General features: G+C 72.2%; 20 protein-coding genes. 7 read left to right on the top strand and 13 right to left on the bottom strand.

The features are described 5' to 3' along the window. Positions 1 to 16: 16 nt before the first annotated feature. The 6 genes from ACFCXS_RS25385 to ACFCXS_RS25360 form a co-directional block, all read right to left on the bottom strand. The gene (locus ACFCXS_RS25385; protein WP_376645629.1) at positions 17 to 433 is read right to left on the bottom strand and encodes a hypothetical protein; all 417 of its coding nucleotides are present in this window, start codon (positions 431 to 433) and stop codon (positions 17 to 19) included. A gap of 13 nt (positions 434 to 446) precedes the next feature. Next, complete coding sequence (locus tag ACFCXS_RS25380) at positions 447 to 725, bottom strand: hypothetical protein (RefSeq protein ID WP_376645628.1); 279 nt, start codon at positions 723 to 725, stop codon at positions 447 to 449. Then, entirely contained in the window at positions 722 to 916 is a 195-nt protein-coding gene (locus tag ACFCXS_RS25375) for a hypothetical protein (RefSeq protein ID WP_376645627.1), read from the bottom strand. The genes ACFCXS_RS25380 and ACFCXS_RS25375 overlap by 4 nt, the downstream gene beginning before the upstream one ends. Before the next feature lie 110 nt (positions 917 to 1,026). Further along, positions 1,027 to 1,392 carry a PH domain-containing protein gene (locus tag ACFCXS_RS25370; RefSeq protein ID WP_053670278.1) on the bottom strand — a complete coding sequence of 122 codons (366 nt, stop codon included), beginning with the start codon at positions 1,390 to 1,392 and terminating at the stop codon, positions 1,027 to 1,029. A gap of 161 nt (positions 1,393 to 1,553) precedes the next feature. After that, positions 1,554 to 3,269 (bottom strand): methionine--tRNA ligase, encoded by a 1,716-nt coding sequence (gene metG / locus ACFCXS_RS25365; protein ID WP_376645626.1) that lies wholly within the window; start codon positions 3,267 to 3,269, stop codon positions 1,554 to 1,556. A gap of 148 nt (positions 3,270 to 3,417) precedes the next feature. Beyond that, positions 3,418 to 5,469, bottom strand: a complete 2,052-nt coding sequence (locus tag ACFCXS_RS25360) for a VWA domain-containing protein (RefSeq protein ID WP_376645625.1) — start codon at positions 5,467 to 5,469, stop codon at positions 3,418 to 3,420. 396 nt (positions 5,470 to 5,865) lie between these two features. Between ACFCXS_RS25360 and ACFCXS_RS25355 the strand changes: the two genes are divergently transcribed. Beyond that, entirely contained in the window at positions 5,866 to 7,968 is a 2,103-nt protein-coding gene (locus ACFCXS_RS25355) for a PhoX family phosphatase (protein WP_376645624.1), read from the top strand. Positions 7,969 to 7,987: 19 nt separating this feature from the next. On the opposite strand, the gene ACFCXS_RS25350 is transcribed toward ACFCXS_RS25355, so the two are convergent. Further along, on the bottom strand, positions 7,988 to 8,947 hold the full coding sequence (locus ACFCXS_RS25350) for a LysR family transcriptional regulator (RefSeq protein ID WP_376645623.1): 960 nt from the start codon (positions 8,945 to 8,947) through the stop codon (positions 7,988 to 7,990). A gap of 172 nt (positions 8,948 to 9,119) precedes the next feature. Between ACFCXS_RS25350 and snpA the strand changes: the two genes are divergently transcribed. Continuing rightward, positions 9,120 to 9,794, top strand: a complete 675-nt coding sequence (gene snpA, locus ACFCXS_RS25345; RefSeq protein WP_376645622.1) for a snapalysin — start codon at positions 9,120 to 9,122, stop codon at positions 9,792 to 9,794. Positions 9,795 to 9,861: 67 nt separating this feature from the next. On the opposite strand, the gene ACFCXS_RS25340 is transcribed toward snpA, so the two are convergent. Together ACFCXS_RS25340 and ACFCXS_RS25335 are read right to left on the bottom strand one after the other, a co-directional pair. Further along, complete coding sequence (locus ACFCXS_RS25340) at positions 9,862 to 10,863, bottom strand: endonuclease/exonuclease/phosphatase family protein (RefSeq protein WP_376645621.1); 1,002 nt, start codon at positions 10,861 to 10,863, stop codon at positions 9,862 to 9,864. A 43-nt stretch (positions 10,864 to 10,906) separates the two neighbouring features. After that, complete coding sequence (locus ACFCXS_RS25335; RefSeq protein WP_376645620.1) at positions 10,907 to 11,716, bottom strand: alpha/beta fold hydrolase; 810 nt, start codon at positions 11,714 to 11,716, stop codon at positions 10,907 to 10,909. A gap of 79 nt (positions 11,717 to 11,795) precedes the next feature. Between ACFCXS_RS25335 and ACFCXS_RS25330 the strand changes: the two genes are divergently transcribed. Further along, positions 11,796 to 13,139: a PLP-dependent aminotransferase family protein gene (locus ACFCXS_RS25330; RefSeq protein WP_376645619.1), complete on the top strand. Its 1,344-nt coding sequence runs from the start codon at positions 11,796 to 11,798 to the stop codon at positions 13,137 to 13,139. Here ACFCXS_RS25330 and ACFCXS_RS25325 read toward each other — a convergent pair. After that, positions 13,036 to 14,004 carry a hypothetical protein gene (locus ACFCXS_RS25325; RefSeq protein ID WP_376645618.1) on the bottom strand — a complete coding sequence of 323 codons (969 nt, stop codon included), beginning with the start codon at positions 14,002 to 14,004 and terminating at the stop codon, positions 13,036 to 13,038. The genes ACFCXS_RS25330 and ACFCXS_RS25325 overlap by 104 nt on opposite strands. A gap of 151 nt (positions 14,005 to 14,155) precedes the next feature. Continuing rightward, positions 14,156 to 14,596 (bottom strand): hypothetical protein, encoded by a 441-nt coding sequence (locus tag ACFCXS_RS25320; RefSeq protein ID WP_376645617.1) that lies wholly within the window; start codon positions 14,594 to 14,596, stop codon positions 14,156 to 14,158. A 336-nt stretch (positions 14,597 to 14,932) separates the two neighbouring features. Between ACFCXS_RS25320 and ACFCXS_RS25315 the strand changes: the two genes are divergently transcribed. The 4 genes from ACFCXS_RS25315 to ACFCXS_RS25300 all read left to right on the top strand — a co-directional run bounded on the left by ACFCXS_RS25315 (position 14,933) and on the right by ACFCXS_RS25300 (position 20,402). Further along, on the top strand, positions 14,933 to 15,994 hold the full coding sequence (locus tag ACFCXS_RS25315; protein ID WP_376645616.1) for a hypothetical protein: 1,062 nt from the start codon (positions 14,933 to 14,935) through the stop codon (positions 15,992 to 15,994). Positions 15,995 to 16,100: 106 nt separating this feature from the next. Continuing rightward, a complete protein-coding gene (locus ACFCXS_RS25310) occupies positions 16,101 to 16,454 on the top strand; it encodes a hypothetical protein (protein ID WP_376645615.1) in 354 nt (117 codons plus the stop codon). Positions 16,455 to 16,458: 4 nt separating this feature from the next. Beyond that, positions 16,459 to 18,990, top strand: coding sequence for a substrate-binding domain-containing protein (locus ACFCXS_RS25305; RefSeq protein ID WP_376645614.1), 2,532 nt, complete (start codon positions 16,459 to 16,461; stop codon positions 18,988 to 18,990). After that, positions 18,990 to 20,402, top strand: coding sequence for an extracellular solute-binding protein (locus tag ACFCXS_RS25300; RefSeq protein WP_376645613.1), 1,413 nt, complete (start codon positions 18,990 to 18,992; stop codon positions 20,400 to 20,402). Before ACFCXS_RS25305 ends, ACFCXS_RS25300 begins: the two co-directional genes overlap by 1 nt. 13 nt (positions 20,403 to 20,415) lie before the next feature. Here the strand turns inward: ACFCXS_RS25300 and ACFCXS_RS25295 are convergent, their stop codons facing one another. Continuing rightward, a complete protein-coding gene (locus ACFCXS_RS25295; protein ID WP_376645612.1) occupies positions 20,416 to 21,366 on the bottom strand; it encodes a hypothetical protein in 951 nt (316 codons plus the stop codon). A 112-nt stretch (positions 21,367 to 21,478) separates the two neighbouring features. Then, positions 21,479 to 23,467, bottom strand: a complete 1,989-nt coding sequence (locus ACFCXS_RS25290) for an Ig-like domain repeat protein (protein WP_376645611.1) — start codon at positions 23,465 to 23,467, stop codon at positions 21,479 to 21,481. Positions 23,468 to 23,548 lie beyond the last annotated feature (81 nt).

Raw genomic sequence — 23,548 nt, 5'->3', positions numbered from 1 at the left:
CGGACTTCGGGGCCCCCTATTTTTCTGCGGTGAACAGTTCCTCCGGTGTGTCCACCGTGGTGGCGCGGTCGAGACAGCGAGTGAGGGTGTCGGGGTCCGGACACAGGTGGAGGGGGCGGAAGACCTCCTTGGGGACCGTGATGTCACGAGTCTCCAAGAGCCGTTGGACCGCGCCGGCCAACGCCGCCGTGTATCCGGCGGCGTACCCCCGGACCCATTCCTCGTCCTCGTGTTCGTCATCGGGCCGCTTGTCCACCCGGGCCCGGATGCGGGCCATGTCCTGGAGGGAGAGGGAGCCTTGCTGCCTCAGTTTCTCCAGCCCGGAACGGAAATCACCCATTACTCGCTCCGGCGGAATGCCCAAGCCCATGCATGTCACCGTGAACCGGAGCAACTCGTGAAGTTCCGGTGCGGCGTCCGGATCTTCGATCATGATCGCCCCGGGGTCAGGTCTCGGTCCGGTCCGCGGCGGGCGCCGCGTCCTCGGCGAAGAGCTCGTCGACGCTCTCCACGTGGGGCGTCCTGTCCAGCCAGCGGTTCAGGAGGTCCAGGTCGGTACAACCGGCGATGCGGTCCCGGGCCTCTTGTGGGACCGAGACGCCCCGTGCTTCGAGGAAGCGGAGAATGGCCTTGGCTTCGCCCCTGGCCTCGCCCTTGGCTTCGCCCTCGAGGTAGGCCTTCTCCATCACCGTGCCCCGGTCGGGGAAGTAGTTGACGAACGTCACGATGTCCCTCCATTGTCGTCCCCGTCGGACGGGCCGATGCGCAGCACGGTGTCGATGTGGCGTGCCAGGGGCCTGGCTTCCGTCACGTCGGTGCCGATCGCGTAGACGGCCGCCTTCTCGGGGAACGCGATGCCCAGCACCCCGAAGACCGGGGAAAGGATCTCAGGCCGCTCCTGAAAGATCCGATGCATGCCTTCATGGGCTGATGTGACCATATGCGCAAGCTAGGCCCCCAGCCCCTGGCATATGCAGCACATGGTGCTGCGTTCACTCTTTCGGGATTGGGAGAAACGTTCCCGGGTTACCTCGCCACGAACTGCGTCAGGATCGCCTGGACCTCGTAGATGTCGACGCCCTTGGTGAAGGTCTTCTCGATCGGGGCCGGGGTGCCGGAGATCCAGATCTTCAGCTCGGCGTCCAGGTCGAAGGTGCCTGCCGTCTCCACCGAGAAGTGGGTGATGCTGCGGTACGGGACCGAGTGGTACTCGACCTTCTTGCCGGTGATGCCCTGCTTGTCGATCAGGATCAGGCGGCGGTCGGTGAAGAGGATGGTGTCGCGGATCAGCAGGAACGCGGCGTGCACCTGCTCGCCGTGGCCGAGGAGGCGGGCGTAGTCCTGCTGGGCCGACTGCGGGTTCACGGTGTGCGCGTTACCGAACAGTGCCATGGTGTCCCCCCGTTGGGTGCCCGGACCGTCTGGTTGGCCGGGTTCCTTGCTCATCCTACGAACCGAGGCCTTCGCAGGGCGACGAGCGTGCGGACGAGCCGGTCGGGAGACACGTCCGCCCCCAGGAGGAGTTCCCCCTAGGGGCGGGTGCGGAGCGGGAGTTACGCCGACTCGCCGCCGAAGCGCTCCTTGTACGACTCCAGGTCCTCGTCCGTGAGCTTGGCGAACAGCACCGGCGGGATGGTGAACGGAGTGCCCGCGGGAACGGAGGCCAGGGAGCGGGCCTCGTCCGCGGTGACCCAGGTCGCCGTGTCGTTCCCCAGGGAGAACGCCTCACGCATCTTCTGCGCCGACGTCGGGATGAACGGCTCGGAGACCACCGCGTAGAGGTGGATCAGGTTCATCGCCGTACGCAGGGTCAGCGCGGCGCCCTCCGGGTTGGTCTTGATCTCCAGCCAGGGGGCCTTCTCCTCCAGGTAGGAGTTGCCCGCCGACCACAGGGCGCGCAGCGCGGCCGCCGCCTTGCGGAACTGGATGGCCTCCATCTGCGCCTCGTACTCCGCGAGCAGGCGGGCGATCTCCTCGCCCAGCTTCGCCTCCGCCTCGCCGGGCTCGGCGCCCGCCGGCACCTCCTCGCCGAAGCGCTTCTTGGAGAAGGACAGGACGCGGTTGACGAAGTTGCCGAGGGTGTCGGCCAGGTCCTTGTTCACCGTGGCGGTGAAGTGCTCCCAGGTGAACGACGAGTCGTCCGACTCCGGGGCGTTCGCCATCATGAAGTAGCGCCAGTAGTCGGCCGGCAGGATGTCGAGGGCGTCGTGCGTGAAGACGCCCCGGCGCTGGGACGTGGAGAACTTGCCGCCGTAGTAGTTCAGCCAGTTGAAGGCCTTGATGACGTCGACCTTCTTCCACGGGGCGCGGGTGCCCAGCAGGGTCGCCGGGAACATCACGCTGTGGAAGGGGACGTTGTCCTTGCCCATGAACTGCGTGTAGTGGACGTCCGCGTCCGACTCCCACCACCAGGAGCGCCAGTCGCGGTTCTCCGGGTCCTGGTCCGCCCACTCCTTCGTCGCACCGATGTACTCGATCGGGGCGTCGAACCAGACGTAGAAGACCTTGCCCTCCGCGGCGAGGTCCGGCCACGTGTCGGCCGGGACCGGGACGCCCCAGTCCAGGTCGCGGGTGATCGCGCGGTCGTGCAGGCCCTCCGTGAGCCACTTGCGGGCGATGGAGGAAGCGAGGACGGGCCAGTTGTCCGCCCGCTCGTCGACCCACGCCTCGACCTCGCCGGCCAGCACCGACTGGAGGAGGAACAGGTGCTTGGTCTCGCGGACCTCCAGGTCGCTGCTGCCGCTGATCGCCGAGCGGGCGTCGATCAGGTCCGTCGGGTCCAGGACGCGCGTGCAGTTCTCGCACTGGTCGCCGCGGGCCTTGTCGTAGCCGCAGTGCGGGCAGGTGCCGATGATGTACCGGTCGGGCAGGAAGCGGCCGTCGGCGATCGAGTACACCTGGCGGATCGAACGCTCCTCGATGAAGCCGTTCGCCTTCAGCTCGCGGGCGATCTCCTGCGTGATCTCGTGGTTCTGCGGGGAGGAGCTGCGGCCGAAGTAGTCGAAGGCCAGGCCGAAGCCGTCGTAGATCGCCTTCTGCTGGTGGTGCGCCTCGGTGCAGAACGCGTCCACCGGGACGCCCTGCTCCTTGGCGGCCAGCTCCGCGGGGGTGCCGTGCTCGTCCGTCGCGCAGATGTAGAGGACCTCGTGGCCCCGCTGGCGCAGGTAACGGGAGTAGACGTCCGCCGGGAGCATGGACCCCACCATGTTGCCCAGGTGCTTGATCCCGTTGATGTACGGAAGGGCGCTGGTGATGAGGTGTCGAGCCATCGCGGGCTGCTCCCAAGTCGCTACGTGGGGTGACGATCTCGTGGTCTCGGTCGTCTACGGAACCTTGAAATCGTAGCTGACACGGGTACGCCGCCCGCCTCCCCTTTTACGGGGTGAGAAGCGGGCGGCGTACAGGGGCCGGGGACGGCTACGGGCGCCAGTTCGCCAGTACGCCCTCGTAGAGCTCCGTGTCCGTGAGTTCGCGGGGGGTTTCGCCGGCGAGGAAGTGGGACGTGTTGGGGGTCTTGAGCTTGCGGAGGTAGTCGAAGGCCTTGTTCTCCGGGTCCCCGAAGGCGACGAAGGAGAAGAAGACGGAGGGGTGGCTCTTGGCGGCGTCGGTGAGGGCCTGGGTGGCGGGGGTCTTCGCGTCCGGGGCACCGTCGGTCTGGAAGACCACCAGGGCGGGGGCGGCCGGGTCCGCCGCCTTGTCGTGGTGGGCGAGGACCGCTTCCACCGCCGCGTGGTAGCTGGTGCGGCCCATGCGGCCGAGGCTCGCGTGCAGGTCGTCGATCTTGTTCTCGTGCTCGGTGAGGGTGATCTCGCCGGTGCCGTCGAGTTCGGTGGAGAAGAAGACGACCGGGACGGTGGCCTCGGGATCGAGGTGGGCCGCGAGGGCGAGGGTCTGCTCGGCGAGGGCCTGGGCGGAGCCGTCCTTGTAGTACGGGCGCATGGAGGCGGAGCGGTCGAGGACGAGGTAGACCCTGGCGCGGGTGCCGGTGAGGGTGTTCTTCTCGAGGGTGGTGGTGGCGGCCTTGTAGGCGGTGGCGAGGCCGGGGGCGTGCTTCTTGAGGGCCGTGAGGGTGAGGGCGGGGCCGGCCTCGGCTTCGCCTTCGGCCGTGTCCTTCTTCCCGCCCGCACCACCCGTGCTGCTTTCGTCGCCGGGTGCGGGTGGCCCCTGCGGGGCGGTGTCGCCGTCGGCGGCCGCGGGTTCGGGGGCCTTCTCGGACTTCGTCCCAGGATCGGCCTGATCGGCCTGATCGGCCTGATCGGCCTGATCGGCCTGATCGGCCTGATCGGCCTCGTCCGCCGGCCCGGCCGCCTTCGGCGCGGCCTTGGGCTCGGCCTTGGCGGCCTTGGCGGCCTTGGTCTCGGGTGCGGCCTTGGCGGTCTCGGTCTTCGGTGCGGCCTTGGCCTCAGCCTTGGTGGCCTCGGTCTTCGGCGCGGCCTTCCGCGTGGCCTTGGGCTTCGCGTCGGCTGCGGGCTCGGCCTCGGCCTCGGTCTTCGGCTTCGTTTCGGCGGACGCCTTGTCGGCGGGCACCGCGTCGGACTCGGCCGCGGGGGTTCCCTCGGACTTCGTCCCGGTGGTGGCCTCGGTCTTCGGCGCGGCCTTGGGCTCAGCCTTGGCGGTCTCGGTCTTCGGTGCGGCCTTGGCCTCAGCCTTGGTGGCCTCGGTCTTCGGTGCGGCCTTCCGCGTGGCCTTGGGCTTCGCGTCGGCTGCGGGCTCGGGCTTCGGCTTCGGCTCAGCCTCGGCCGTCGGCTCGGGCTTCGGCTCCGCGAGGGTCCCTGCCTCCGCCTTCGTGGCAGCCTCCGCCTTTGCGTCCGCTTCCGCCGCTGCGTCGGGCTCGGCCGCCGTCTTCGCGTCGGTCGTCGCCGCGGGATCGGACTGCGTCTCGCCCGCGGGCTTCTCCGGCGTCGTAGCCTCCGGCTCCGGCTTGTCCGCCGTGGCCTCGTCAGCCTCGTCCGTCACCGCAGGCTCCTCGGCGACGGGCATCTCCGCGGGTGCAGCCTCCGCATCCGTGGCCTTCTCCGCCGCCTCCGGCTCCTCGACGGCCGACGGCTCTGCGACGACCGCGGGCTCCTCGTCAGCCGCCTTCTCAGCCGCCGTCGCCTTCTCGGCCGCCGTCGCCTTCTCAGCCGCTGCCGGCTTCTCGGCAGCCGTCTCCCCGGCCGCCGCCGGTTCCTCGGCCGCCGCCGGTTCCTCAGCAGCCGTCGGCTCCACCGCAGCCGTCGGCTCCTCCGCACCCGGCCGCTCCGGTGCGGAGCCCTGCTCTCCCTCCGTCGACCGTGTCGGCCTCGGGACCGCCACGTTGTCGAAGGCCGCCGAGACGAGGTCGTGTTCCCCGGCGTCCGACGTGCGGGGCTCGGGGACGCTTGCCGAAGGCGTGGGGTTCGGTTCCTTGGAGGGGGACGGGACCTTCGGGTCCGGGGCGGGGGGCGCCGGGGCGAGGGTGGCGTCGCGGCCGGTGTCCTCGCTGGTCACGCCCTCGGTTCCGCCGGTCTCACCGGCGGTAGCCGTACGCGCCGCATCCTCCGCCTCGGCGGTTTGTGTCTTGCGGGATCGTCCGAACGCGTTCCGCAACCGAGTGAGAATGCCCATGTGCGCGCAACCCTTCGCGTGAGTTGAAGCCCGTCAATCCCTGGCCAGGACGGACACGTAAGGTTAGCGGCCCTCCTGCGTGATCTTGGGCAGGGTCTGTCGTCCCAGGTCCACCCTGTCAAGAGCGCATCCGGCCGGTGCAGGTGTCGCCGCCCTGAATCACCACAACACCCGTACGTCACCCGTGGGTTCATCCGTTGTTCACCAGGGCGCCCGGCTGTCGCACGTATGCGCCCCTACGGTCACGCTGACACCAAGGGCATCCCAGGGGAGAGTAAAGTGCGCAAGCTGCTGCCGTTGATCGGAACTCCGTCCGGTTCGCACCCCGGCGGCCGGTCCGCCATGACCTGCCGTTTCCGATGTGGTGACGCCTGCTTCCACGAGGTGCCCAACACCAGCTCCAACGCCTACGTCGGTGACGTGATCGCCGGTGCGATCGGTCGCCGGTCGATGATGCGCGCCGCGGCCGTGGTGACCGTGGCCGCCGCCGGAGCGGGTGCCGCCGGTGTCGCGCGGGCTCCGCAGGCCGCCGCCGCCCCGGCCGCCGGCTCCCCGGCTGCCGCTGTCGCCGCCGCGTCCGACGCCGCCCGGCGCAAGGCCAGGGGCGCGCGCGGGCTGCGTTTCGCGCCCGTCGCGCCCAACACCGCCGACACGGTCACCGTGCCGGAGGGATACCGGCAGAACGTCGTCATCCGCTGGGGCGAGCCCATCCTGCGCGGCGCGCCCGCCTTCGACCCGGAGCAGCAGACGGCCAGGGCCCAGGCCGGGCAGTTCGGGTACAACTGCGACTTCCTCGCCCTGCTGCCGCTGCCCGGCGAGCGCGGCCGGCAGCTGCTCGTCGCCAATCACGAGTACACCGACGAGATCCTGATGTTCCGCGGCTACGACGCCGCCGAGCCGACCCGGGAGCAGGTCGAGGTCGCCTGGGCCGCGCACGGGCTGTCCGCCGTCGTCGTCGAGGAGGACCGGAAGACGGGCCGGCTCACCCCTGTGCCCCGGCACCGGCTGAACCGGCGCGTCACCGCCACCACCGAGTTCCGGCTCACCGGGCCCGTCGCCGGGGCGGAGCTGGTGAGGACCTCCGCCGACCCGAGCGGCACCAAGGTGTTCGGCACCCTCAACAACTGCTCCGGCGGTGTCACCCCGTGGGGCACGACCCTGCACGGCGAGGAGAACTTCAACCAGTACTTCGCCAACAGCGGCCGGGCGACCGACAAGCGGTACGGCATCGGCACCGGGGCCAGCGAGCGGAAGTGGGAGAGGTTCGACAAGCGGTTCGACGTCGCCCAGGAGCCGAACGAGGTGCACCGGTTCGGTTACGTGGTGGAGTTCGACCCGTACGATCCCGAGTCCACGCCCCGCAAGCACACCGCTCTCGGGCGGTTCAAGCACGAGGGGGCGACCGTGCGGCTCACACACGACGGCCGTCCCGTCGTGTACTCCGGTGACGACGAGCGGTTCGACTACTTCTACAAGTTCGTCGGCAGCAAGCGGATGCGCCACGGCTCCTCCCGGGCCGTCCGCGAGCACAACCTCTCCCTGCTCGACGAGGGCACGCTGTACGTCGCCAAGCTCACCGGTGACTCCCCGGCGATCGAGATCGACGGCACCGGCAAGCTGCCCGGCGACGGCGAGTTCGACGGGAGCGGTGAGTGGATCCCGCTGGCCACGGCCACCGCGAAGGGTGCCGTCTCGCACGTGGCGGGGATGAGCGCCGAGGAGGTGTTCGTCTTCACGCGGCTCGCCGGTGACAAGGTGGGCGCCACCAAGATGGACCGCCCCGAGGACATCGAGCCCAACCCGGTGACCGGCAAGGTGTACGTCGCGCTGACCAACAACACCAACCGCGGCGTCGGCTCCAACGCCAAGGCGGACGAGGCCAATCCGCGCAACGCCAACAAGCACGGGCACGTCCTGGAGCTCACCGAGCGGTGGAACCGGCCCGAGAGCACCCGGTTCGCCTGGTCGCTGTTCCTCGTCGCCGGTGACCCCGACGATCCGGCGACCTACTTCGCCGGGTTCCCGAAGGACGCCGTCAGCCAGATCTCCTGCCCGGACAACGTGGCCTTCGACCCGCACGGCAACCTGTGGATCTCCACCGACGGTGCGCAGCTCGGCTCGCACGACGGCCTGTTCGGTGTGGCGACCCGGGGTGAGCGGCGCGGCGAGCTCAAGCAGTTCCTGACCGTGCCGAAGGGCGCGGAGACCTGCGGGCCGATCATCCAGGACCGGCGCGTTCTCGTCGCCGTGCAGCACCCGGGCGAGATCGACGGCGCGTCCGTGGAGAAGCCGGCCAGCGCCTGGCCCGACGGCCCGGGCACGTACGTCCGGCCGGCGGTCGTGGCCGTGTGGCGTGCCGACGGGCGCGACATCGGCGTCTGAGTCACCCGGCGGCCGCCGTTCACCCAAGGGCCGGGCTCGGGGGTCTGAGAGGGTCCCCGGGGCCCGGCCGGCCGCGCTCGCTCCACTCCCGGTAGGCCGGTGCCTGCCGGGCCACCTCCCCGTACGCGTCCTCCAGCGCGGGGTAGACGCCGTCGAGGTCGGTCTCCGTGCGGGCGGCTGCGAGCAGCCGTACGCCGAGCGGGTCGCCCTTGATACGGCGTACCGCCATGTCGGGGCGGGGGGTGCGGGTGGGCTGGCAGACGGTGACGACCTCGCCGGTCGCGACCAGGGCGTCGGCCGTGTGGTAGTCGCCGTGCAGGACGTGCGGGCTGACGCGGGCGTCGCGGAACATCCGCTGGACGGCGTCCCATTCGCCGTCGACCGTGGGGTCGATCATCCAGCGGTCGCCGGCCAGGTCGGCCAGCTCGACCTCCTGCCTGGCGGCTGCCGGATGGTCGACGGGCAGGGACACGCACTGCGGTTCGCGTTCCACCAGGACGCGCAGCCGGAGCTCCGTGGGGATGCGCAGCGGGCAGCCCTCCACCTCGTGCACGAAGGCGACGTCGAGCTGGCCGTCGGCGACCATGCGGAGCAGGGCGTTGGGGGAGACGTTCATGTGGAGGCTGGGGTTTCGGCCGTGGGCGCGCAGCCGGCGCAGCCAGCCCGCGAGGGCCTTGCTCGCCGTCGAGCCGATGCGCAGCTCGGTGCCGCCGGAGGCCGCCGCCCTCGCCTCGGTGACCAGCAGGTGCAGGTCGGCCATGAGCGGCCGGGCCCGGCTGAGGACCAGGCGGCCCAGCGGGGTGGGGCGGCAGCCGGTGTGGGAGCGCAGGAAGAGCGGCCCGCCCAGCTCCTGCTCGATTCGGCGCAGTTGGGTGCTCAACGACGGCTGGGCGACGCCCAGCTGCCGGGCGGCACGGTGCAGACTGCCGGTGTCGGCTATGGCGCACAGTGCGCGGAGGTGCCTCACCTCGAGCTCCATGCTCTGTGAGGCTAAAGCGGAATCGCGGCGTTAACCAGCCACATAATCCATCGCTAAACCAGGTGAACTGGGCAGCCGATAGCCCCGCCCTATCCCTGGTTGCCATCATCACAGGCGCCGCACAGGCATCGAGACTCACCGGTGAGACTCAACCCCACCCAAGGAGTCCTCGATGCGAAAGTCCCTGTCCTCCCTTGCGGTTCTCGGTCTCGGCCTCACGATGGCCGGACTCGGAACTGCTGCCCCCGCCGCGGCGTCCCCGGTCGCGGAGCCCCACGCCGGGTTCGTCGCCAAGTCGTCCGCGTCCGCGGCGGCCGACGCCGACGCGAGCAGAGCCTTCTTCCAGGCGGTCCTGAAGTCCGTCGCCGAGAAGCGTGCCGCGAACCCGAGTGCCACCGCGGCCGTCACCGTCGTCTACGACGCCTCCCGCGCGCCGACGTTCAGCGCCCAGATAGCGCGCAGCACCCAGATATGGAACAGCTCGGTGTCGAACGTGAAGCTCCAGTCGGGCTCCGCTTCGGCGGCCGACTTCAGCTACCGGGAGGGCAACGACTCGCGCGGCTCGTACGCCTCCACCGACGGCCACGGCAGCGGCTACATCTTCCTGGACTACCGGCAGAACCAGCAGTACGACTCCACGCGGGTCACCGCCCACGAGACGGGTCACGTCCTCGGCCTGCCGGACCACTACACGGGTCCGTGCAGTGAGCTGATGTCCGGTGGCGGCCCCGGCACGTCCTGCACCAACGCGATCCCGAACTCCACCGAGCGGTCCCGCGTCAACCGGCTGTGGGCCAACGGCTTCGCCGCGGCGATGGACAAGGCCCTGGCGAAGTCGGCTCGTTAGGACCCCCATGCGGATGCGGCCGCCCTGCCACGAGGGGCGGCCGTATTCGTGTGCGCCCGCGTTCCGGTCAGCGGCGCTCGTGGAGCGTGAGGTCCGTGACGACCGCCCGGTGGTCGGTGCCGGCCAGGTCCAGGATGCGGGTGCGGCTCGCGCCGAAGTCCTCCGACACCAGGACGTGGTCGATCTGCGCGCCGAACGCGGGTGCCGTCCGGGCCGGCCAGGTGGCCGTGCGGTCGGCGCCGTCCAGGCGGGAGGCGTCGCGCAGGCCGGTGTCGAGGATCCGCCGGAAGGCCGCGTGGTCCTGGGAGGCGTTGAAGTCACCGGCCAGGACGAGAGGGGTGTCCGGGTCGGCGCCGGCCGCCTCGCGCAGGGCGCCGAGCTCCCGGCGCCAGAGGTCCACCTGGCCGGGCAGCGGCGGCATGGGGTGGGCGAGCTGGAGTCGTACGGGGTGCCCGTCGACGTCGGCGACCGCCCCCGGCATGCCCATGGTGCCGGGCACGCCCGCGGTGGGCCGCAGCGGGAAGCGGCTGAGGATGACGGAGCCTTCCGAGCCGCCGCCCTCCACGGCCCGGCGGTGCGGGTAGGCCTGGGAGAGGTCCCGCTTCAGCAGCGCGTCGCACGCGTGGTCGCACTCCTCCACGAAGACCACGTCCGGTTTCTCGCGGCGGACGGCGGCGACGAGGGAGCCGGTGCCCTGGCCGAACTCGACGTTGGAGGTCAGCACGCGCAGTTCGGCGACCGGGCGGCCCGAGGGGTCGTCGACCTTGCCGTACGGCTCGATGTACCAGGCCAGCAGGCCGAGCAGGACCACGCCCCAGAGCGTGCCGAGCCACCGGCGGGACAGCAGCGAGAGCAGCAGTCCCACACCGGTGGGGACGAGCAGCCAGGGCAGGAAGGCGAGGAGCTGCGGGACGGGGGTGATGCCGTCGCTGCCGGCGGCCCGGAAACCGGCGACCACGCTCACCCCGGCGAACAGCAGGCCCGCGCACCAGGCGCCGAACCGCCGTCCGGGAGGGCGGTGCTCGCGCCCGTCGTCCCTGGCGGTCCACTCGGCAGCGGCGGTGTCCAAGGCCCGGCCTTCCGTTCGCGGGGTGGGATGCCCGAATCCTCCCTCAAAGACGGGGCGGGGCGGAGGAGGGTTGCCGGGCGTCGACCCGGGCCAGGAATTCCTCCAGCGCGTGATCGAACGCCTCCGGGCGTTCCAGGTTCGGCAGGTGTGCCGCCCCCTCGACGATGTGCAGCCGGGAGTCCGGGAGGGCCGCGTGCATCGCCCGGGCGTCGGAGACCGGGGTGAAGGTGTCGTCGGCCCCGACGACGACCAGGGCCGGGACGCGGACGCGCGGCAGCAGGGCGGTGTAGTCGGGGCGGCGGGCCCGGGCGCGCAGGGCCGCGGCGGCGCCCTCGGGGGCGGTGGCGGTCATCATGGCGTGGACATGGGCCTTGACCTCGGCGGACGCGTAGGGGGCGACCATCCGCTCCAGGACCTCGTCGGCGTAGCCGCGCATGCCCTCGGCGAGGAGGCGGTCCGCCATGGTGTCGCGGGTGCGTACGCCCTCGGGGGTCTCCGCCGACGGGAAGGTGTCCGCGAGGACCAGGCCGCGGACGCGCTCGGGGAACAGCCGGTAGCAGTCCATGACGATCTGCCCGCCCATCGACAGGCCCGCGAGCACGAACGACTCCACCCGCAGCTCGTCCAGCAGCGCCTCGACGTCCCGGGCGAATCCGGAGAAGTCCGGGACGGCCGGGGTGGTCGGGGAGGCTCCGTAGCCGCGCAGGTCGGGGGCTATGACGCGGCGGGTACCCGGGAACCTGTCGAGCTGTGGGGCCCACATCGTGCGGTCGAAGGGGTGGCCGTGGACGAGGACCAGGGGCAGCCGATGCGTATCGGGGCCTTTGTCCTCGTATGCGAGGAAGGGTGCCATGGAGTCGACCCTAGGGCGCCCAACTACTCGGTGCAATAAGATCTTTGCTCTCGGTGCAATCCAAGGGGGAGACCGGTCGATGAGTGACTACCGGCGCATCGCCGACCGCATCGCCGACGACATCGCCACCGGACGGCTGCGGCCGGGCCAACGGCTGCCGCCGCAGCGGGCGTTCGCACGGCGGCGGGGCATCGCCCCGTCGACGGCCGGGCGGGTGTACGGCGAACTCGTGCGCCGCGGACTGGTCGTCGGGGAGGTCGGGCGCGGCACCTTCGTACGGGCCGCACCGGACGGTCCGGCGGGGGCGGCGCTCATCGAACCCGCTCCGGTCACCGCACCCGTCAACCTGGAGCTCAACTACCCCGTCGCGCCCGGCCAGCCGGAGCTGCTCGCCCCCGTCCTCGCGCCGCTGCTGCGCCCCGACGTGCTGGCCGAGGCGCTGTTGCCGGCGGCCGCCACCGGCACCGCGGCCGCCCGGGAGGCCGCGGCCACGGTGCTCACCACCCCCGGCTGGCGACCGGCCCCGGAGCGGCTGCTGTTCACCGGCAACGCCCGGCAGGCCATCGCCGCCGTGCTGGCCTCGCTGGTCCGGCCGGGCGGCCGGGTCGGGGTGGAGCAGCTCACGTATCCGCTGGTCAAGGAGATCGCGGCGCGGCTCGGCATCACCCTGGTGCCGCTGGCCGGGGACGCGGCCGGGCTGCTCCCGGAAGCCGTCGCCGCCGCGCACCGCTCGGCGCCGCTGTCGGCCCTCTACCTGCAGCCGACGCTGCACAACCCGACGTCCCGGACGATCGGCCGGCCGCGGCTGCTGCAACTCGCCCAGCTGCTCCACGACCTGAACCTGCCCGTCGTGGAGGACCGCATCTGGTCCTTCCTCCGGGAGCCCGGGGATCCGCTCGCCGTGCACGCCCCGGCCCTCACCCACGTCGTCGACGGGCTTTCCAAGCGGGTCGCCCCGGGGCTCACCGCCGGGTTCCTCGTGGTGCCGCCGCACCGGGTCGCCGCCGTGGCCGACGCCGTGCGCTCGGGCGGCTGGAGCGCGGGGCGGTTCGCGCTGGAGGCGGCCGTGCGGTGGGCCGGCGAGGGGACGGTGGCGCGGCTGGTCGCGGCCAAGCGTGCGGACGCGGCACGACGGCAGCTGATCCTCGCCGAGGAGCTCGCGGGCTTCGCCGTCCGGTCCGATCCGGCCTCCTGCTTCGCCTGGTGGGAGCTGCCCGCCCCGTGGCGCGCCGACACCTTCACGGCCGCCGCCGCGCACGGCATCGCCGTCACGCCCGGTCCCGCCTTCGCCGTCGCGCCCGGGCACACGCCCGACGCCGTCAGGCTCGGGCTCGCGTCGGCTCCGGAACCGGATCTGCGCCGGGCTCTGCGGACCCTCGCGCAGGTCGCCGCGCGGCGAGCCGGGGACCGTACCGGCCCGTGACCCAGGCACCGGCCGCCACCGCCAGGCCCAGCGCGCACAGCAGCCAGGACACCGTGCGCAAGGTGGCCGTGAGGGCGTCGTAGACGGCCCCCGCTGCCGGGCGGTGCAGGGCGTCGGGCAGGTCGGCGAGGGTGAGGCGGCGGCCGATCGCGACGGCGAGGACCAGCAGCGCGCCGCCCAGCGCCGTACCCAGCCCGAGGGCGGTGACCGCGCGGCGGCGGCACACGGCGACGGCGATCCCGGTGACCGCGAGGACGGCGGCGGCGAGCGGCAGCCAGAAGGCGGCGGTGTCCAGCACGTGGTACCCCTTGCGCAGTCGGTCCGCGTCGTCGGCCGGGAGCACCGGGATCCGCGTGTGCGGGACCGGGATGCGGTGGGCGAACGGCACGTGCTCTTCGGCGAGTCGCTGTTTGAACCGGGCGATGACGGGAGCGGGGTCGACGGTGACCGGGGCGCCGCCGGCGCCCTCGTCGCGCAGGGAGCGCAGCACCGCGTCGTGCGCGGCCCGGTTCGCCGCGTCCCAGGCCGCGCGATACGCCTCGGTGCGGGTGAAGGAGCGCGCCGCGTCGTGCACGAAGGGTCCGACCGCCCCGCGCGGCAGGCCGGTGCCGTCCTGCCGCCCGAGCTCGCGAAGGACACCGTCCCCTACGGCGTCCGCGACCGCGAGCCGCACGTCCGGGTCCACGGCGAGCGGCGCCATCGTCCGGACGTAGCGGCCGGTGTCGGTGAGCCCGTGGGCCGCCCAGGACGCGAGCGCCCCGAGGGGCACCAGCAGGCACGCGAGGACCAGCAGAACGGCCGACAGGACGTTCCGGGGTCGTGGGGGCGCCTTCCCGGCCAGGGGCGCCCGGTCGCGCTCGGACACCCTTCCAGGCAAGCCGCCACGGGCCGGGCCCGCGAGTGCTGCGGCGCCCTCCGGCCCGGCAGCCTGCCGTGCCGCAGCGCGCTCCACCTGCGGGAAAACGCTTCGGAGGAGCCCGTCGGCGGGCTCCTCCGAACGAGTGTCCCGAGCCTTCCTAGCCGATCCGCCGGCCCGCGGCGTCCTCGTGCGTGTAATACCGGTAGAACACCATCGCGTAGACGGCCGCCCCGGTCACCAGGCCAAGCCCGCTGGAGCTGAGCACGGACGCACCGGACTGGCTGTACAGGAAGCCGAACCCGCCGCCCGCGAAGACGAACCAGCACAGCGCGTGCAGCTCGCGGGGCAGCAGTGGCGCGAGCGCGCACACGGCGGCGAACACCAGGGCGAACACGACCGCCGTGACGACGCCGAACAGCACGTTCCAGGCCGTGATCGGCCCGGCGTCGCGCCGGATGGCCGCGGCCCAGTAGCCGTAGGTGAGCCCGAGCACCACGGGCAGGCCGACCTTCACGGCGAGGTGGACCCGTGGGCCGAAGACGTCGGGCCTGCGACGAGGCATGGTCATCTGCCGTGAGGACGGTGCCGCATGAGCCATGACAGCTCTCCTCTCTGTCCCTGCCCCTGAAACCAGGGCACACCGGCGCACAGCCCCTGGCAAGTCGGCGGAACGAACCGGTGTGGGGACGCGGCCGGTGCGGGCCCGTGTTCCGCCGGGCGGAAGCCTCCGGAGGACCGGGACGGGCCGGGGACGCGGGCGGTGCGGTCCCGTTTCCCGCCGGGCGGAAGCCCCGAAGGGCGGGGATGCGGGCCGGGGGCCCGTGATGTGCCGGGCAGAAGCCCCCGAAGGCGGACGTTTGCGGTCCTGGGGCCCACCTTTGCAGCCGCAGCGGTTACGGTGCTGACGTACGTGATCGACACAGGGGGTGGGGCGATGCCCGGAACCGTGCTGCTGCTGGCGGCCTCGCCGGTGGGCAAGGGGCGCCTGGTGGACGCCGCCTCCGTGCTCCCCGTCCTCGCCGCCGTGGCGCCCGCCGTGCTGTCCGGCACCGACACCGCGAACGTCGTCGAACTCGCCGACCCGCTGGAGCCACAGGCCGTCCTCACCCGGCTGCGCGCCGCCGCCGCGGCCCCCGGGCCGCTCACCGTGTACGTCACCGGCCAGCTCCAGCTCGACCGCCGCCAGCACCTGCCGCACCTCGCGCTGGCCCGCACCACCCCCTCCACCGCCCGTTACACGGCCTTCCCCTGGCACTGGTTCCGGGAGGAACTGCGGCTCAGGCCCGCCGGCGCCACCACCCTCCTGCTCGACCTGCACGCCGACGCCGAGACCTGGGAGCTGCTGCGGAGCACCCCGCTGGACTCGGGGCGGGGCAACGCCGTCCACGGGCGCATCGCGCCGCCGCCCTCCAGACGCGGCGTCGCGCAGCCGTCGTACATGAAGGCCGTCGCGACGATCCTGCGCAGCGGGTTCCGGCCGCCGGTCGAGCAGTTGCACCAGCAGGCCCTGACGCGGATCGCGCCGGAGAGCGCGGGCACGGACCTGGTGCTGAGCACGCCCGGCCCGGCGGTCGGGGATCCGCACGCCGCCATCACCGCCGCCGTCCAGTCCGGCCGGCACGCCGACGCCGACGCGCTCGCCGCCCGGCACGAACAGACCGCCGTCACCGCGCACGGGCCCGCGTCCGAGGAGGCCCTGCACTGGGCCGAAGTACGGGCCGACCTCGCGATGTTCGCCGGGGACGCCGCCCGCAGCTGCCGCACCTGGCTGATGATCGCCACCGCCCGCCTGAACGCCGGGCAGGCCCCGGACGCCCCCGCCGTCGAGGCCGCGGTGGACCGGGCGCACCACCAGTGGGGCCAGGTCCGCGACCCCGCCCCCGCCCGCGAACTGGGCGCCTCGCTGGCCGCGTTGCGCGGACGGGTGCCCGGGCGGCGCGAGGGGGCGCTGGACCATGTGCAGCGGCAGCTGAGGCAGTTGCAGACCCAGGGCTGAGCCGTGTGCGCCGCGTGCCCCTGGCGTGAAGGGGGCGTGCAATCGCTTGCCCGGGTCACGTCACGGGTCTGCCGCCGGGGCCTGACCCGGTGTCATGATGTCGGGCATGACAGAGGGGGACGAAGTGGCTGTCTTAGGCGTACGCGTCCGGCTGGGCGCCGGCGGGACCGTGGACGATGTCAGAGCCCTGAAGACGTGGCTGGAGCGGGAAGAGCCGCTCGCGGAACTGCTCGCCGAAGAGAAGCTGAGCATCGAGGCGCGGACCAGCACCGACGGGACCAGGGGGCAGCTGGGACCCGACCTCGAACTCGTACTGAAACTGCTCGGTGACGTCGTCACCATCGCGGCGCTGACCGAGTACACCGCACGCGCGGTGAAGACCTGGACGAACAACCGCCGAAGGCTCCAGAGCGGGGATCCCGAGCCACAGATCCGCACGCTGGACACCGACGGGGAGTAGGCCGGTGAGCCGCTTCGACCCGCGCGGCGAAGTGAACCGGGCGCTGCTGGTCGCCGTGTCCGAGTACGACCACACGGCACCGGATCCACAGGGCGTCACCGGCCAGCTCCCCGCCGTGCGGCACAACCGGACGACGCTCGAGGACGCGCTGCACCGGAGCGCCGTGTTCGGTGCGCACGAGGTGCGGGCCCTGGCCTCGCCGACCCCGGACGAGTTCACGGGGGCGCTCCGCCGCGCCTGCCAGGAGGCCAGGGGGCTGCTGCTGGTCTACTTCGCAGGGCACGCCGTCACCTCCACCTCCGGCAACGAGCTGCACCTCCAGATGCGTACCGCCCGCGTCCTCACGGGCGACGGACTGCCCGGCTCGGTGACGTTCAGCGAGGTGCTCGGAGAGCTCGTCGAGAGCCGCGCCCAGCAGGTGGTGGTGATCCTCGACTGCTGCTACGCGGGCAACGCCGCGGAGATCTGGCACCGCTTCGACGATCCGAAGCGCAAGAAGCACAAGATCCTGCTGCTGATGAGCGTGCAGCCCAACCGCTGCATCCCGGGCGGCGACGCGGAGGTCGCCACGCCGTTCACGCGCGAGGTGGTACGGGTCCTCGAGGCGGGCGGGGAGCTGTGGCTCTCCGAGCTGTACGCCGCGGTGAAGGAGCGGATGGACGCCGCCAAGTACAAGGCGGAGGCCGACGACTCGCAGCGACCTCAGGCACTGGCGCCCCCGTGGGACCCGGACGCGGACGTGTTGCTGGCGGCAGGACCGGTGGGCCCGCACGACGACACCGAGGACCCGTCCGGCCGGCTCTCCCGGCTCCGGCGTCCGCTCGCCCGCGTCCGGGAGTCCGTCGGGCTGTTCGGCCGCACCGTTGTGGCGCTCGTGGTCGCGTTCGTCGCGATCGGTGCCGCCGGTTACGGAGTCGTGGTCCTGACCGGGGGATCCGGCCCCTGCGAACCGCCCCTGGAGCTGCGGGTCCTCACCGACCCCGACCTGGAACCGGCGATGCGGGCGGCCGCGGACGCCTACCTCGCCTCGGACGCCAACACCACGGAGGACGGCTGCCCGCGCAGCGGCATCACCGTCTACAGCGCCGGTGCCGCTCATGTGGTGACCGCGCTGGGCGAGCAGTCGGACCCCTGGCAGCAGCCGAGGGAGGACGTCAACCCGCAGCGGGACATCGGCCCGCAGCCGGACGTGTGGATCCCCGCGACCCGCGCGGACGTCGACCGGGCCGGCGACGCGCAGGTGGAACGCGTCTTCGCCCGGCTGGAGCCGGACCAGGGGCCGCTCGCGTACTCACCGGTCGTGCTGGCCGTCCCGGAAGGTCTCGACGCCGGCCTCCCGCCCACCGGGGGGTCGCTGCGTGAGCTGGTCAGTGACCTGAAGGACTCGGACGACAAGGCACAAGTGCGCAGGCCCGACCCCGAGTTCAGCGACTCGGCGCTGCTGGCGACGGTGGGCCTGTACGGCGACGGGGCCGATGTGCGGGGCGCCGAGGGGCTGCTCAGCCGGGCGGGCCGGCCCGAGCCCTCCGCCGTCAGGCTGCTGTGCACGCTGCCCGTGGACGACGCCGCGGACGACCGCAGCGCGGTCCTGGTCCCGGAGTTCCTGCTCAGGAGCGGCGTCGGCTGCCACTCGGTCACGCGCGCCGAGCGCACCGCCGTCTACCCCGACGACGTGCCCGGTCTGGAGCCGACGTTCGTGCGGGTGCGCTGGGAAGGCGGCGACCGGGACGTCCAGGCACGGGACGACAGGGTGGACCGGTTCCGCGACTGGCTGACGGGAGAGGGCGGCCGGGAGGCGCTCGGCCGGCAGGGATTCAGGTCAGCGACGGGCGAACGGGGGCTGCTCGCCGGGAAGGCGGCCGACCACGGGCTGACCGGTTCCGTTCCGCCGGCGGACCCCGCCGACGCGACGGAACTGGACAGGACGCTGGAGCGGTACGGCAACGCGCACGGAACCGGCCGCGTCCTGTTCCTCCTCGACAGTTCCGGCTCGATGGCCGGCCTGTGGGACGGTCCCAGCGGCGGCCCCGGCATCCTCAAACAGACCCTGACGGGGCTCGGCAGGGGGGACGAGTACGGGGTGTGGGCGGTGCACGGGGTCGAGGGCCCCACGCACACCGACCTGCTGGACTTCGGCAGGCACTCCCGCGCGGCGGCGGAGAAGGCACTCGGGACCGGTGAGGAAGGCGCCCAGGTGCGGGGCGCGGAAGCCGATCCGCGCGCCGCCCTGCTGGACGCCCTTGCGTTCATGCGGGAGCGCGGCGCCGGTGACGAGCGGCCGCAGCTGATCGTGTACCTCACCGACGGCGAGGACGACAACCGCCTGGCCGGCGACCGCCTCCGCGAGGTGGAGGACCGGGCACGCGAGTCGGGCGTGCCCGTGGCCATGGTGATGCTGAAGAGCGGTGGCTGCGACCGGGGCCGCCCCGGCACGCGCGTCGCGGAGGCCGCCCAGGGCCGCTGCCTGGACGCCGGGGACGACCTCGTGCCCGCGCTGCGCGACGAGGTCGCCCGCATCGGAACGGGGGAGGAATGATGGCCCGACGGCTGCCGGCCGCCGTATTCGCGTTGCCGTCCCTGCTGGCGCTGCTGTTCCTGGCCGCCTGCACCGGCGGTGACGCGCGGGAAGAGCCGCCGGACGCCGACAACCGCCGCCGGATCGTGGTGGCCAGCGGGCAGGACGTGACCGGCAAGAACGGCATCCGCCAGCAGCTCATCGACGTCTGGAACGCCGAGGAGGGCCCGCAGGGCTTCGAGGCCCGGCTGGTGGAACTGCCCGGTTCCGCCGACCAGCAGCGCAGCCAGCTGCTCGGCGCCCTCCAGTCCGGCAGCGCCCGGTACGACGTGGTGAACCTGGACGTGACCTGGGTTCCGGAGTTCGCCGACGCGGGCCTGATCCGCCCGCTGACCGACGCGGCCGTCAGGTCCCCGGACGACATCATCCCGTCCGTGGACAGGACGTCCTACTGGAAGGGCAAGCGGTACGCGGTGCCGTTCAACAGCGACGCCGGCCTGCTGTACTACCGCAAGGACCATCTGCGGGAGGCGGGTGTCTCCCGGACCGATCTCAGTGACGGGGTCACCTGGGACGAACTGCGGGACCAGATCGACGCCGTCAAAGGCCACTTCGGCCCCCAGGGGCACGAGGGCTGGGCCACCCAGCTCGCCCCGTACGAGGGCCGTACGGTCAACGCGATCGAGGCGTTCACCTCGGCCGTGCCCGGGATCCGGCTGACCGACGGCGACGGCGAGTACACGGCGACCGTGGAACAGCTCACGGCGGGCGTGGCCGAACTGCGTGCGCGCACGGCCCCGCCGTACACCCTCGACGAGGCCTCCGAGTCCCGCGAGGCCGAGTCGCTCAGCGCCTTCGCGGAGGGCCGCACCACCTTCCTGCGGCACTGGCCGTACGTCTACCCCGCCCTGCACGAGACCTACGGGGAGAACCTGGGGGTGACCCGGCTGCCCGGCAAGGCGGTCCTCGGCGGGCAGAACCTGGCCGTCACCGCCTCCACGTCCGAGCAGCGGGCCGCGAAGGCGGCGGAACTCATCGCGTTCCTGACCGACCCGGACAGCGAACGCTGCCTGCTGCGCGCCGGGTTCGCCGCGACCCGTGTCTCCGCCTACCAGGAATCCGGCACCGCTCCCCCGTGCCGGCACGCCCCGGCGTACGCCGAGACCCCCTCGGCCCCGCCCACCGGCGAGGGCACGGTCCGCCTGCCCCCCGACCGGATCGCCGACGGTGTCAGCTTCTCCCGCGACATCCTGCTCCCGTCCCTCCGCGAGGGGGTGCACCGCCCACGCACCCCGCTGTACGGCGCGGTGACACACACCCTCATCACCGAACTGGACGCCCTGTACGGCCCGAGCCCGCGTGAGGGCAGGCCGGGCGACGCGGAGATCGCGAAGAGCCTTGACGAGGCGTTGCGGAAGGTTCTGCCCGGTTGACCGGGAGGCCCGGTCAGGCGGCCTGCCAGGGCATCGAGCCGTGCGACTGGCGATGAGGCGTCTGCAGCAGCAGGTCCCTGAGGATGCGGCGGCCCTTCTCGTCCAGCCCCGCGCGGAAGCGTTCGCAGTCGACGGGCATCACGGCCCCGGCGAAGGCGACGAGGTTGACGTAACGCTTCACCAGGTGCGGCTGTGGTTGGGACAGTTCGCCGTAGCGCGTCAGCGGATGCCGGGACGCCTGCTGGGCCTGCTCGAGGATGCCCGTGGGGGACATGCCGGGACCGAGTTCCTTGCCGACGGCGAGCCGGGCTATCACGCCGAGGGACGCGTGCAGGTCCTCGGCGCACAGGTATCCGAACTGGTCGCAGGTGTACTCGGAACAACGCCAGTAGGGAAGTATCCAGGGGACCACGTACGTCAGGTACCTCAGGCGATCGAGGACGATCACGGAGAGGTTCAGCCGCCCGTGCCGGGCCTTGAGCCAGCCGATGAAGTTGCCGAGCATGAAGCGCAGGGCCGCGGGACCGTCCTCCTGCAGGCTCGCGGCGAACCCTCCCTCGATGAGGAGCACCCGCGTCCCGAGCAGGCTGGTCACCGTCATCTTTCCCTGGACCTCGTCGACCACGTAGACGTCGACCGGCCGGTGGTAGTCGAGTTTCCTGCGGAGTTCGGCGATCTCCGCGTGGATCTCCGGGAAACTGCCGGGTGTCACTTTGACCGCGCTGCCGAGAAGACGCGCTTGCCACATCCTCAGGATGACCCACTGGGCCACCGCGACGGCGAGGACCGTCAGGAAGAAGATCAGAAGACTGGTACCTCCCAGTGAGAGGGCGATGACCAGCAGGATGCCGAACGCGATCCACACGGAGGCTGCGGCGAGGACCAGTCTGGACCGTTCGTTCGGGTGTCTCACGGCCGAGGTGCGGAGACAGGACTCGTAGTCCGGGGTGATGGGGAACGTCATGGCGTCTCAGCTCCCTCCGTCCCATTCTCCTCCTGACGCGCCCGTCCCGCACACAGAGGCGAGTGGAGAAACGGCCGGAACCCCAGGACGGGTTCCGGCCGGTTCGGCGGGGTCAGCGGGTGAAGACGAAGTACTTCCACGCCCCGTACGTCGTGGTGTTGACGTTGTCGCCCGACTTCGGGTCGATGTAGGACGAGCGGATCCGGAAGCGGGGACCGACGGGCGGAGTGCCGTCCAGTGTGGCCGCGTCCTTGCCGTAGCGGTCGAGCGAGAAGAACTCCGTGGCGGTGGTCCGCCACGCGCCGTCGGAGTACCGCTGCACCTGGAGCTGGTACTTGCGCCCCGGGTACATGGACATCGTCGTGTTCTGGACGGGGTCCTTGGACCGGTGGAAGTAGGAGTACTTCTGGTTCCAGGCCGTCGCGGACTTGTAAGAGCCGCTCAGGGACGTCGAGATGGCGACCCTGGTGCAGGCCGAGCTGGTGACCGTCCTCGCGGCGTACCGGGTGTCGCCCGTGAACGTGGCGCTGACCTTCGTGTCCCGGGTCAGGTGGACCGTCGCGGACAGGTTGCCGTGCGAGTCGACCGTGCCCCTCTTGACCAGGGTGCGCGGCTTGTCGGTGCCGTAGGGGTCGGCCCAGATCTCGACCGTCCGGTTCTTGTACGTGGTGCCGAGGTGCGCCGCGAACGTCACGTCGCTGCCGTAGCCGTACACCTTGCCGTTGCCGTCCAGCGTGAGGGCGGCCGCGGACTTCGCGACGCTCACCTCCTGCGTGGCGGAGGCGCCGGCGTGCGCGTCGTCGCCCGCGTAGGTGACCGTGTACGTCACCTTGCCGCCCGCCGGCGGGGTGTCGGCGAAGGTGTACGATCCGTCGGCCCCGACGGTCGCCGTGCCGAGCGGCTTGCCGGCCGGGGACTCGTCGTCGGTACGGGTGACGGAGACCTTCGTGCCCGCCCCGAACGCCGCCGACGAGGCCAGCGTGCCGGTGAGGGTGAGGGAGGCTCCGCGGCCGGCCGTGGCCGGGGCGTGCACCGTGAGGGTCGTGGACGCCTTCGTCGGAGCGTCGTAGATCCGCAGCGCGTACGCGTCGGAGCCGTTCTTCGACAGAGCGAAGAGCCTGCTCTCGTCGGGTGCCCAGGCGAGGCCCGCCGGGGCCAGCAGGTCCGAGTCGCCGGGGGTGCCCGTGTCGGGCAGGTCGTACTGCCTGACGGGGGTCGGCACACCCTGCTTGAAGACGTGGACGTCCGGCTCGTACGAGGAGTCGGTGCCCGCCGCGACGTCGCCGTTCGGGGCGATGTCCACCGCGTTCGGGTACGTGTTGGTGACGTACTTGCCGTCGGCGGTGAGGTCCGTGAGCTTGTAGACGGCCTGGTAGTAGGGGGCGCCGCTGGCCGTGACGACGTCCTTGCCGTCCGGCGTCACCGCGAGGTCCTGGAGGTTGCCGCCGCCGGTGCTGCCCGGGTCGAAGGCGTAGGCCGTACGGCTCGCGGTGCCGGAGGAGACGTCGTACACGGCGAGTTCGACCGGGCTCTGCCCCGGCGCCCCCGCGACGAGCGTGCCCGGGGCGCCCGCGGAGGCGTCCAGGATCGGGGCGTCGTAGAAGGTGCGGCCGGTGTCCTGGCCCAGGGTGACCTCAGGGTCGGCGTCGCTGGGGTCGAGCGAGCCTATGTTGCCGTTCCCGGAGCCGCCGTAGCTGAACCACAGCCTGCCGCCGGTCAGGGCCACGTACGACGGGCCGGCGCCCGCGCCCGTGACGAAGCGGCGGGACTCGGTCGCGGTGGCCGTGTCGATCGCGACGACCGCGTCCGCGTCGCGCACGGCCGCGTACAGCGTGCCCGAGTCGGGCGACAGCTCCAGACCGCGCACGCCGGGCAGCGCGCCCACGGTGGCGGTGACCGTGCCCGCGTAGTCGGTGACGACGACCTGACCGGCCGTCGGATCACTGATGAAGACGCGGTGGTGGACCCCGTCGACGACGATGTCGCCGCTCGACTTCAGGGGCAGCAGCGCGCTGGAGTCGGCCGTCGCCGGTCCGGCGCCCGCCGCGGCGAGCGTGAGCGAACCCAAGAGGACCGCGAGCGCCGTCGCGGTCGTGAGCATGCGTCTGTGCACGGTGTTCCGAACCCCCCGGTGCGAATGAAGTGATCAGCCTGCGCAGGCTAGAACACCCCGCTGACACAC

The sequence above is a fragment of the Streptomyces sp. NPDC056373 genome, from assembly GCF_042262425.1.
Taxonomy (GTDB): Bacteria; Actinomycetota; Actinomycetes; order Streptomycetales; family Streptomycetaceae; genus Streptomyces.
Note: the sequence above shows the minus strand (reverse complement) of the source record. Positions and strands in the feature narration are given on the sequence as shown.